At 38.0% G+C, this 11,760-nt stretch carries 11 protein-coding genes; all 11 read left to right on the top strand.

All coding sequences use genetic code 11. The annotated features are described in order from the left end of the window. Window positions 1–81: 81 nt before the first annotated feature. The 11 genes from ESZ36_RS23040 to ESZ36_RS03115 all read left to right on the top strand — a co-directional run bounded on the left by ESZ36_RS23040 (window position 82) and on the right by ESZ36_RS03115 (window position 11,759). Window positions 82–555, top strand: a complete 474-nt coding sequence (locus ESZ36_RS23040) for a type II secretion system protein (RefSeq protein WP_146783467.1) — start codon at window positions 82–84, stop codon at window positions 553–555. Window positions 556–584: 29 nt separating this feature from the next. Then, window positions 585–1,109, top strand: coding sequence for a prepilin-type N-terminal cleavage/methylation domain-containing protein (locus ESZ36_RS03160; protein ID WP_146783464.1), 525 nt, complete (start codon window positions 585–587; stop codon window positions 1,107–1,109). Next, window positions 1,099–1,662, top strand: coding sequence for a type IV pilus modification PilV family protein (locus ESZ36_RS03155; RefSeq protein ID WP_146783462.1), 564 nt, complete (start codon window positions 1,099–1,101; stop codon window positions 1,660–1,662). The genes ESZ36_RS03160 and ESZ36_RS03155 overlap by 11 nt, the downstream gene beginning before the upstream one ends. Before the next feature lie 11 nt (window positions 1,663–1,673). Beyond that, window positions 1,674–2,441: a PilW family protein gene (locus ESZ36_RS03150; protein WP_170235767.1), complete on the top strand. Its 768-nt coding sequence runs from the start codon at window positions 1,674–1,676 to the stop codon at window positions 2,439–2,441. Next, window positions 2,431–2,865, top strand: a complete 435-nt coding sequence (locus ESZ36_RS03145; RefSeq protein WP_146783456.1) for a pilus assembly PilX N-terminal domain-containing protein — start codon at window positions 2,431–2,433, stop codon at window positions 2,863–2,865. The genes ESZ36_RS03150 and ESZ36_RS03145 overlap by 11 nt, the downstream gene beginning before the upstream one ends. 159 nt (window positions 2,866–3,024) lie before the next feature. Next, window positions 3,025–3,669: a PEP-CTERM sorting domain-containing protein gene (locus tag ESZ36_RS03140; RefSeq protein WP_146783453.1), complete on the top strand. Its 645-nt coding sequence runs from the start codon at window positions 3,025–3,027 to the stop codon at window positions 3,667–3,669. Window positions 3,670–4,076: 407 nt separating this feature from the next. Next, on the top strand, window positions 4,077–8,174 hold the full coding sequence (locus tag ESZ36_RS03135; RefSeq protein ID WP_146783450.1) for a DUF6701 domain-containing protein: 4,098 nt from the start codon (window positions 4,077–4,079) through the stop codon (window positions 8,172–8,174). A gap of 309 nt (window positions 8,175–8,483) precedes the next feature. After that, window positions 8,484–9,527: a rod shape-determining protein gene (locus ESZ36_RS03130; protein ID WP_146783447.1), complete on the top strand. Its 1,044-nt coding sequence runs from the start codon at window positions 8,484–8,486 to the stop codon at window positions 9,525–9,527. A gap of 199 nt (window positions 9,528–9,726) precedes the next feature. Next, on the top strand, window positions 9,727–10,602 hold the full coding sequence (gene mreC, locus ESZ36_RS03125) for a rod shape-determining protein MreC (RefSeq protein WP_146783444.1): 876 nt from the start codon (window positions 9,727–9,729) through the stop codon (window positions 10,600–10,602). Continuing rightward, window positions 10,602–11,081, top strand: coding sequence for a rod shape-determining protein MreD (gene mreD, locus ESZ36_RS03120; RefSeq protein WP_146783441.1), 480 nt, complete (start codon window positions 10,602–10,604; stop codon window positions 11,079–11,081). The genes mreC and mreD overlap by 1 nt, the downstream gene beginning before the upstream one ends. A 48-nt stretch (window positions 11,082–11,129) precedes the next feature. Beyond that, the gene (locus ESZ36_RS03115; RefSeq protein WP_146783438.1) at window positions 11,130–11,759 is read left to right on the top strand and encodes a Maf family protein; all 630 of its coding nucleotides are present in this window, start codon (window positions 11,130–11,132) and stop codon (window positions 11,757–11,759) included. Window position 11,760: the final 1 nt, after the last annotated feature.

Raw genomic sequence — 11,760 nt, 5'->3', positions numbered from 1 at the left:
GATAATGAGTTTGATGAATTTGTTGTTACTTAGTTCGCAATTTATGCTTAGTAAACATTTAAAGTTCAAAAGAGATGCACGATGAATAATAAAGGCTTTACCTTAATTGAGTTAGTTGTAGTGATTGTTATTTTAGGTATTTTAGCTGTGACGGCAGCACCTAAATACATGAATTTAAAAGCAGATGCTCAAACTTCAACTTTGTATGGTGTGCAGGCTGCTATGCAAGGTGCTTCAGCACTTGTATATGGAAAATCTATTGTTAAGGGAAATCAAAAACTGTCTTCAACAAATAATCCTAAGCCGACCATTACATTAACTGATGGAACGGAATTAGAGGTTAATTATGGTTATCCTCGGCCAGTTATATCTGATTGGCAAAAACTCTTGGATTTAAATAGTGAGGACTTCTTAATTACGCTCACCCCAGATACCGTATTATTAATTTACCCAGCGAGCCTAGATCCTTTTGATGAAACAGAGGATTGTATTGTAACTTATACGCAAGCAACACCAACAAGCAAGCCAATAACAACAGTTAATCCCTGTGTTTAATTAAACTTGTATGGACTTTTATATACTCAATGAATATTTGTAAAACAAAGTATTTAAGTCAGAAAGGCTTCACTTTAATAGAGCTTATTATTGTTGTTATTCTAATATCAATAATGGCGATAACGGTGCTGCCAAAATTTTTATCCTCTAATGGTTTCGAAGAATACACATATCGTGATGAGTTAATTACTAAGTTAAAAGCAATTCAACTTCGCTCTATGCAGCAAACTAATGGCACAACGTGTAGACAGATACAACTTGAAACAAACCCTTCTAGCCTAGGTTTACAAAACACAGAAAATGACCCCCTTACGTCTGAGGTATGCACAGCATCCTATGCAGGAGATACCACCACAGTCACTGTCGTTAACAAACATAATGTCATTTTTACCCTTTCTGGTGGATTATCTCGATTTTCATTTTCTTCGTTAGGGCGCCCTGTAGCCTCAGGCTGTGGCGATATAAATACCTTATGTGAATTAATACTAACAGTGGTAGGTGAAACGTCATTAGAAATTGAAATAAATAGTGAGGGCTATATTCATGCTATTTAGTTACTCTCGTTTACCGCATAAAGGTTTCACTTTAATCGAAACAATAGTGGGTATTGTTGTATTAGCCATTTCTTTTTCTGTATTGACCACACTGATTTACCCTTTATCAAAGCAAAGTGCTGATCAGTTACACCAAATAAAAGCGGCAGAATTAGCGCAATCTATGCTGAATGAAATTCAAAACAAAGCCTTTGATCAAAACTCAGATATGGCAGGTGGGCTACGTAGATGTGGAGAAGCTACTTCTCCACTGCCTTGCTCTACCGCTATGGGAATGGAGATTGGTGAGGCTAGATCCACTTTTAATGATGTTGATGACTACAATAATTTGAATTATGACGCTGGAGAGATTGTTAATTCACAAGAGCAATTATTGCCTTTATATATCGGCTATTCAATGAGAATTAGTGTTTGTAACGATGCTAGCTATGATGGCAGTTGTCCAACCGATATATCTGAAGATGCAATATCAACCGCTAAGTTAATTACCGTAACCATTACCACGCCGACTGATTTTTCAATGCGCTTTTCAACCTATAGGGCTAATTTTTGATGAAGCCATTAATGAGAAAAAACGCTTCGGGTTTTACCCTTATTGAATTGATAACCGTTATTATTATTTTAGGGGTACTAGCGACGGCAATTAGCACTTTTATAAAATTTGGTACACAAATTTATACTGAAACAACCGCTCGAGATCAGCTAGTGTCATCAGCCCGCTTTGCTATTGAACGGTTAAATCGTGACATTAGAAACGCGCTACCTAATAGCTTAAGGCTCACAGATTCTGGTGAATGTTTAGAATTCACTCCTATTATTGAAAGCACTATTTATACCGAGATACCAGTAGCACCTGAGAGTTACACGAATGAAATTAGGGTCATTAGATTTGATGAGCCTTTCGATAGTAATAGTAGTAATTGGAACGCAATTGTTTACCCGTTAACGCCTAATGATGTTTACCCAGCTTCCTCAAGTAATGATGATAAAATACATGGGATTGACAGTATTAATGAAGTGGGGAATGAATGGGTTATTACGCTAGATGAATCAGTGCGATTTGCAGAAGATTCTCCCACTCAAAGAATCTATTTTATCAATGCTAATAGAAGTGAAACTGTTAGGTATTGTTTGTTTGGGGAAACGTTAACACGAAACGGCACTTTGATGGCGGAGGATATTCATAACCTAGGACCACCCTTTGTCCCACCATTCGAGGTTCTAGCCGCAACTTTACAGCGTAATGCCATGGTACAAATACGTTTTCTATTTGAAAAAAATAATGAAGAAGTCACCTTTAATAATGAAATACAGGTGCTAAATGTCCCTTAAGTCAATAAAAAAAAATGGAATGCTAAATAAGCAAAAGGGTAGTGCACTAGCACTTTCTCTTTTTATTATTGTTATCATGACTTTATTAGGAACAGCGCTTGTTAGAATGCTCAGCTCTAATGCAGAGACGATTGTTTATGAAGTATTAGGCACTAGGGCTTATCAAGCGGCTCAAACTGGATCGCAGAGAAAGTTGAGTGAAATATTTCCTCGTGACTCTGTTAGTGCTATAAGTTGTCCCGCTAATAATAGTGAGTGGGACTTTTCTGTTATTAATGGCTTACAGGGTTGTAGCGTAGAGGTTAAATGTACTTCCATTTTCTTTAAGGATGTTACTTATTATACTATTACTAGTACGGGACAATGTACTGTCGCAAGTGTTGTGACCTCAAGGACGATCGAAGTTAATGCTAGGAATTTATAGTTTTATTTGTTGAGAGACAATGTCTGATTTTTTTACAATAGATATTCTACCCGAAGCAGTAGTTTTTTAATGTGATGAAAGTAAACAATAAATAATTATGGGAACGTTTTTTGCATTCTAATTAGGATATACAGTTTTTTTTCATTATTAAGGTATTTAATGATTAAGTTATTTTCAAAAATAAGTTTTACTCTATGTTTTCTATTTATGGGTGTGTCACAAGCAACAATACTCCCGTTGAATAGCAACGCCCTAACATCCGATGATTATATTGTTCATAATTATGATGGCGTTGATTACGATGTCGTTTGGGCTTCAAAAGTAAATACTGAAAGATGGTATACAGATAGAGACTACAATTTTAATACGTTATTTGCACCTTCATATTATGAAAATAGTGGCTGGGCTTATGCGGGACAAGATGGCATTCCGGACCTATTAACTATTTTTTCAGGATTAGAGGGTTCAGAAATAGAATCGTTATTTAAAAGTAACAACACTTATGTTCACGCTTTCTCTCATTGGAATAGCGTGTTTGATGAAGTCACCAATAATAATGATATCTTAAATAAAGATATGAAAAGTACTTGGAGCTGGTTTGCCCCAGATGTAGACATAAATTCTATGAATCTTGATGATAAAAAATCACAACGTACTGATATCTCATCAACTTCAGGTACCACATATGATACTTTTTATGTAAGAAAATCAAATGTTTCAGTTCCTGTTCCTGAACCATCAACACTAATTATTTTTGTATTTGGAATAATTGCTTTGGCAAGTAAAAAAAGATTATTCAACTAACCTTATATTCAGAAGAACGACTACATAAAATCGACACTGAGCCTCGTAACTACGGGGCTTTTTTTTGTCAAAAATTCAGTATTTGTAGTCTTTATATTGCAAAAATAAGTGCTTAGCGTTACCTTTGTATTATCATCTGCCATATGAATTATAGCCCCAACACCAATATGTGTATTCCCTTTCAACAATTGCCTAAAAATAAAGCTCTGTGTTATTTATCCCACATAACAAAACCGCAAGGTGGCTCTCTAGTACCAACTTTACTTTTCAAAGTTAGATTAACTTTATTAGGGCGTGGTTTATGTACATGATTTTTATAAGCAGTGGAACTGTATCGGAACAGGTGCCGATGCATAGTTCAATCTCAATAGCTTACTCGCAGCAGACAAAATGAGGACCCATAATTAATGAATGTTCAAAATAAAAGTTTGCACTATTTCATCGTTTTCCTGCTGTGGGCTTTATCCATATTCTCACCGGCTGCGTTCGGCGTCACTGAACAGGTTAGGATAAATTCTAGTAATGATGCTGCTGAAGAGCTGATCAGCGATGGTAAAATGTACCGAAACAGTACTGATCTCGAATTTAGTTATGATAGTTTTGCTGGTGGTTTACAAATAATAGGTATGCGCTTCAAAAGTGTTGATATCCCAAAAGGGGCAACGATCAATTCTGCCTATATTGAGTTTGAAACAGATGAGAGGGATAGTGGAACTACTACTCTGATTATAGCCGGTGAAGATGCTGATAGCCCTAAAGAATTTAAGAATGGTAAGAGGGACATTAGTAAGAGAACAAAAACGTTAGCGTCTATTAATTGGACCCCCTCTGCATGGAATAGTACCAATGAACTTCATCAAACACCTGATATTAGTACTATTATTCAAGAGATTGTAGACCGTACTGGTTGGGCGGCCAATAATAATTTAGTACTAATTGTTGAGCCTGGTACCGGTTGTACAAGCAGTAGTTGTCAACGAACTGCTGAATCATATGATGGTGAGTCTGGTAGTGCACCGTTACTGGTTGTGGAATATACGGTTGTCTCTAGTAAGCTACAGGTGTCCACAAATAATATCATTCAGGAATACGACGTTTCCAGTTATGGCGGCAGCAGCCAAGATAAGACAGGTACGGTAGAGATTAGAGACGCAGGTTTAAGTCTATACCTTGAGGGTAATCGTTGGCAGAAGATCGATCTTTCTTACACTGTGACTACAGACACAGTGATCGAATTTGATTTTAAAAGTACAACTCAAGGCGAAATTCATGGTCTGGGTTTTGATGATAATTTAAGTATCAGCCAAGATAAGACTTTTAAGGTACATGGCACTCAAAACTGGGGGATTTCCGACTTTGATATGTATTCCGGTAGCGGCGTAACCCATTTTACTATTCCAGTTGGACAATTCTACACAGGTAATTTTCAATATCTATTTTTTGTAAATGACGACGATAGTAACCCAACGGGCAATAGTCTTTATAGTAATATCGTCGTGTATGAAAACACGCCACCAGAGACTGGTTATTGTGCCAACGTATTTGTCAATGGGGCAACCACCCATGCCAGCAACGGAAAGATTAAGAGTGAAAATAGCCCTACTATATACAATGATCCCACAGGAGTTCTGACAACAAAAACGCTTCAAGGTGGAAACTCTTTAACCTGTAATGGTTTTGCTAATTGTTCGGCAACGGGCATACCAACAAATACGTTAGATTTAGGTGCGTTTTTAGCAAGTTCTGAAAATAGCACACTGAATGTATCTACAACGATGACAATTGGCGATAGTGGTGAAAATAACTTTGGCACTATTAATATGAAAAATGGTGGAACATTAAATTTTAGTTCGAATTTTGACCAGTATTTGATTGAGAAGCTAACCGATGGCGATAAAAATAGCACGGGCACGTCAACTATAAATCTTGTAGCAGGAGACTACTATATTGGGAAACTCCAACTTTTTGCCAATACCACTATTAATATTGTTGGTGGAGGGCAGGTACGACTCTTCTTAAAGGATCATAGTGATTTTGGAGATAAGAATTCACCTGAGGGCAATATTAAAGTCAATATTGGGGGGGCAGTCGAACAACTGATAATATATGGCTACAAAGAGGTTCATATTAAAAAAATATCTAAGATCAAGGGATTGGTCTACTCCCAGTTCAAGGTTTCATTAGAAGGAGAGGCTGAATTAACCGGTGCGGCTTCTGGGGGGATTGAACTCAAACTTAAAAATACGGCTAAAATATACTACGAATGCAACGACAGCAAACCCGTTATTGATCACTTCGAAATAGACACTCTTGATGGTCAAGGTATAACTTGTGAAGCTGACCAAATTATCATCAAAGCCTGTGCTGATGCATCTTGTAATACCGTTAATCCAGATGCTGTTGATGTTCAATTATCAATTAATAATGTTCCATATAAAACGGTTACCGTATCAGGGGATAATGGCACCTCAACAAGTTACTCTTATACTACTATAGGGGATGCTGAATTAAGCTTAGATCAAACCTATGAGTGTAAGGAAACTAGTAGCACACCATGTATTGTTGATTTTAAAGATAGTGGTTTTATTTTCAGTGATATACCTATGCAAATATCAGGGAAGTCCTCTAACGAGGGTTTTAATGCTACAACGCTGTCGCTACGGGCTGTAGAAACTAATACTACTACAGGTGCATGCATTAATACTTTCCCTAATGATACCGATGTTGGGGTGAATTTATCTTATAGTTGTGATGGTGGTGATTGTAAAGATCTCTTATCGCTGAGCAATAATGGTAATAGTTATAACTTAACAGAAACGGCTACCGCACAAGATTTAAACTTCAGTACCGACTCAACGGCAATTTTTACCTTGAATTATCCTCATGCAGGAAAATTCATTATTAACGCACAAAAAGATGTTGAAGTAGAAGATAGTGACGGCAGTAAAATAATAAAAGATTTTAGTGCGAGTTCTAACGCCTTTGTAGAACGTCCTTTCGGTATTAAATTAGATTTTTCTAACGACAGTAATGGTAGCAAAGCATTGGCAGAAAGTTCTGGTGGCGTAATTGACACAGGCGGTACTCCGTTTAAAAAAGCAGGAGAATCATTTACTTTAACTGCTACAGCTATGCAATGGATAAACGGCCAGGATGAAACGGGAGCTGGTAGTGTTCCCGACGGTATTCCAGATGATTTTGTTGTTTTTAACCAAAATACCCTTAAGGCTGAGAACTTTGAGGGAGGAGGAATAACTATTAATAATGATCTATTACTCCCTAATCCAGGAAATAATCCTGTGTTAAACATTATTGAAAGTAATAGCTTTAATGCTAGTACTAGCTCACTTGATAACCAGTATAGTTTTGACGAAGTAGGTATTATTGAATTAAATAGCACTTTAGCTAGTAATGATTACTTTGGTGCCGGAGATATTTTAGGTAAGATTACTAACGTGGGTCGTTTTACCCCCGCTTACTTTACCCAAACAGTTGAAAGTCATGGAACTCTCAATGCCTATCATTACTCAAGTTGTGATCCTATTACCAATGACTGGACGTACGCAGGACAAACTAGAGAGCTAAGCGGCTTGAGTGTCGGGGCTATTAGTTATAAAGAGCTTTTGGCACCAATTATTCATATAACCGCATACAATCTTAAAGATGGTATTACCCAAAACTATACTGAGTCAGGTTTTATGAAGTTGCTTAAAGCAGGTATCGATATTACAAAGCCAGTAGCTGATGATGAAACGCTACGTTTAGAGCCAATTGTAACTGGCGAGAAAGTTATGTTGAGCTCTGTAATGACCAGAGGAGAAGAACCTGTTGTGACAACGACAAAGGGTGTAGTCAGTTACACTTTTAATGCCTTAGACGATTTTGTTTATGAGCATACTAAGCACTCTAAAATTGCCCCTTTTCCGGCAAAAATTCCATTTCTAGTGACTAGAGTAGAAGATGCTGATGCAATTAATTTATCAACAGAACCAGACTCTACGGAAAAAGTACTTACCCAAGGTGTCGAAATACGCTTTGGGCGTTGGCAGTTAGACAATAGTTATGGTCCTGAAACATCAAACTTGCCAGTAACTATGCGTACTCAACATTTTATTGACGATAAATTTATTGATAATGAAGTAGAGAATTGTCAGGTTCCAAAGGTAGCCACAAAAATATCTACGGGGGAAGTTGGTGATGGTGGTCTGAATTTATGGGACTACCGATTAGTTGACCTTGATGCGGGTGATAGTTTATTGCCCAGTAATACAGATGCCAGTGTAGAAAATAAGAGTTTTGTGAAGGGCGTATACCAGTCGTTATTATTTTCGGCTCCAGGTGAAAGTCGTCAAGGAAGTCTACAGTTTGAATATCAGGTACCACCTTGGTTACAGTATGATTGGAATAATGATGAAGATTTCACCAATAACCCAACTGCGACTCTAACCTTTGGTATTTACCGTGGTAATGATCGCATTATTTATCAACGAGAGATTCCTCGTTAAATGAGCCCACTTAATTGCTGGACTTAAAAGAAAATAAAATGAGATAAATCTTCAAAAGAGTAGCGGGGAAGAAGAAGGGTAATAATAGAAATACTTTATCGCTTCTTCCTCAAGCAAAGTGCTCTATTCTCCCGTCTTTCTAGCAAATTCTTCTAGAATACTGCTACCGAATATTTCTTTACTTTTTCTTTACTTTTTATTGTAAAAAAAGCAACACATTAGATAAATTCTAAGGTATGATTATCCGATCTGCTTTTCGCACATTGACAGCGTCTACTTAATTAGTACTTCACAGGACATTTTGAGCTTATGTTTAAAAAAATACGCGGCATGTTTTCTAACGATCTTTCCATCGATTTAGGTACCGCCAATACACTTATTTATGTAAAAGACCAAGGTATTGTATTAAACGAGCCTTCTGTTGTAGCTATTCGCCAAGACCGTTCTGGCGGCTCGAAAAGTGTTGCAGCCGTAGGTGTTGCAGCAAAAGCTATGTTAGGTAGAACGCCGGGTAATATTGAAGCTATACGTCCGATGAAAGATGGCGTAATTGCTAACTTTTTTGTTACTGAAAAAATGTTACAACACTTTATTAAACAAGTGCATAGCAATAATTTCTTGCGTCCTAGTCCAAGAGTTTTAGTGTGTGTTCCTTGTGGCTCTACCCAAGTTGAACGTCGTGCCATTCGTGAATCAGCGATGGGCGCAGGTGCTCGTGAAGTCTATTTAATTGATGAGCCAATGGCTGCCGCTATTGGTGCTGGTATGCCGGTGTCAGAAGCGACTGGTTCAATGGTTGTCGATATAGGCGGTGGTACTACTGAAGTTGGTATTATTTCACTGAATGGTGTGGTTTATTCTTCATCAGTTCGCATTGGTGGTGATAAATTTGATGAAGCTATTATTAACTATGTTCGTCGTAATTTTGGTAGTTTAATTGGCGAAGCAACAGCCGAACGCATTAAACATGAAATTGGTTCTGCTTACCCAGGTGAAGAATTAATTGAAATTGAAGTACGTGGTCGTAACCTTGCTGAAGGTGTTCCACGTAGCTTTACCCTAAACAGCAACGAAATTTTAGAAGCACTTCAAGAGCCATTATCAGGTATTGTTAGTGCGATTATGGTGGCATTAGAGCAATCGCCACCAGAGCTAGCTTCTGATATCTCAGAACGAGGTATGGTGTTAACCGGCGGTGGTGCTTTATTAAAAGACATTGACCGTTTATTAATGGAAGAGACAGGTATTCCTGTTGTTGTTGCTGATGATCCATTTACGTGTGTTGCTCGTGGTGGCGGTAAAGCATTAGAGATGATTGATATGCATGGTGGCGATCTTTTTTCCTATGAATAAAATCAATTTTTCTTCTGTGTCATTTAGCTCAATTACGGCGTTAATAGTACTCATTGACTAACGTCAACTCCGTGCGATTTCCTTGTACTTGAACTAAATGGCTATGAATAAATTATTGATTGAAAGTTAGGGTGCTGTCTTGTTGAACTATATTCTCTCTAAAGCGTCAGAACCTTATCCCTCAAGCTTGTAGTTTTATATGAACCCAATTTTTAATCAAGGCACATCCCCAGCGCACCGACTTATCTTGGTGCTTTGCTGTTCGGTGGCCTTGATTTTTTTCGACCATAAAATGGCGAGTTTTGAAACCGCACGTGGTTATTTACAATCCTTAGTTAGCCCGTTGCAATATATGGCTAACGCACCTAAGCAAATGATGACTTGGGCTTCAGAAAACATAGTTATTCGTCAGCAGTTGATGGAAGAGAATCAAAACTTTAGAGAAAATGAGCTGTTCTTTCATGAACAAATGATGCAGCTAAGTAGTGTACGTCAAGAAAATGGAAGATTACGGTCATTACTTTCGTCACCCGTTCGTGGTGAGATAAAAAAAATGTTTGCCGAAATATTGTCCGTTGATAGCGACCCATATTCACACCAAGTAGTAATTAATCGCGGCGCCAATGATGGTGTTTATGAAGGTCAGCCAGTACTTGATGAAAAAGGGATTGTTGGGCAAATATTACATGTGGGAGTCAGTAGCTCCCGGGTGATTTTAATAAGTGATATATCTCATGCTATTCCTGTTCGTGTTCAACGAAACGGCTTAAGGCTTATTGCTTCTGGCAGTGGCCAAATCGATCGACTAATTCATAATTTTGTTCCCCATAGTGCAGATGTGAAACAAGGTGACTTGTTAGTCACTTCAGGCTTAGGTGGTAAGTATCCAGAAGGCTATCCTGTTTCCCGTGTTGTTTTAGTACGTGCCGATGAGTCACGAGAATTTGCGACTATTTACAGTGAACCTGTCGCTCAAATTGACCGGTTACGTTATATGCTTCTACTTTCTAAGGACGAACCCGTTAAGCCTAAGTCTCCATCGACAACCAAGAAAACAGTGGTAGGTAAATCATAATGTTTAGCAATAATGGCTTTATTATTTTACTAACTCTGCTGATTGCATTGATGGCAAGTATTACCCCTATGCCATTGAGTGTTGACGCTTTTCGCCCTGATTGGGTGCTCATTGTTTTGGTTTACTGGTGCTTAGCGTTACCTAATAAAGTCAATATTTTTACCGCGTGGGTGATGGGCTTTATTCTTGATGTTTTACTCGGCTCCGTGCTTGGTGTTCATGCTTGTGCGATGGCTTTATCTGTTTATATTGTTGTAGTCAATTTTCAAAAAATTAGAAATTTCTCAGTGTGGCAACAAGCACTCATTATTGGTGTGCTCTCAGCGCAATACCACCTCGTTGTTTTTTGGTTGCAACGTTTCTTAAGCGATGTTGTATTCCTACCAAATTATTTATACCCAGTGATAACTACTATTGTGCTTTGGCCATGGGTGTTTTTGTTGTTACGCCGTGTTCGCCGTCACTTCCGCATTGAATAACTCCACACTTTCTCAAGGGCTAGCTATAACAGTAGTGAATAAGATTTTATGACTAACGTAATAGTTAACCCCACAAGTATTAGTCAGAAACTGATATTAGCCTCGCAATCTCCTAGACGAAAAGAGTTATTAGCGCAATTGGGCTATCAATTTTCTGTTCAGGCAAGTGATATCGATGAAACAGTAGAAAAAGCTGAACGAGCGTATGACTATGTACTACGCTTAGCAAAACAGAAAGCTCAACATGTTCTAGATCTATTACCGGAAGCAGAACGAGTAAATAGTTATGTCTTAGGTTCAGATACCAGTGTGGTATTCAATGGTGAAATACTAGGCAAGCCAGATAATATAGAAGACTGCATTAACACCTTATCTTTATTATCAGATAACCAGCATCAAGTATTAACGGCTATTGCGCTTGCGAGTCAAGCGGGCGTACAAGGTCAAGTTGTTACCACTGAAGTTGTTTTTAAGACACTAACGAAGGCTGAAATTTCAGCCTACTGGTTGACAGGCGAGCCACAGGATAAAGCTGGAAGTTACGGCATTCAAGGGATTGCAGGACAATTTGTTAAAACCATTAATGGTAGTTATTCTGCCGTTGTTGGTTTACCACTATATGAAACCGCTCAATTACTGGCTACAGCTGGTTTTGTTGGCAGTATTCATACGAAATAAT

The sequence above is a fragment of the Colwellia demingiae genome (assembly GCF_007954275.1).
In the GTDB taxonomy this organism is placed as follows: Bacteria; Pseudomonadota; Gammaproteobacteria; order Enterobacterales; family Alteromonadaceae; genus Colwellia; species Colwellia demingiae.
The sequence above is the reverse complement of the archived record's forward strand: the minus strand, read 5'-3'. Positions and strand labels throughout refer to the sequence as shown.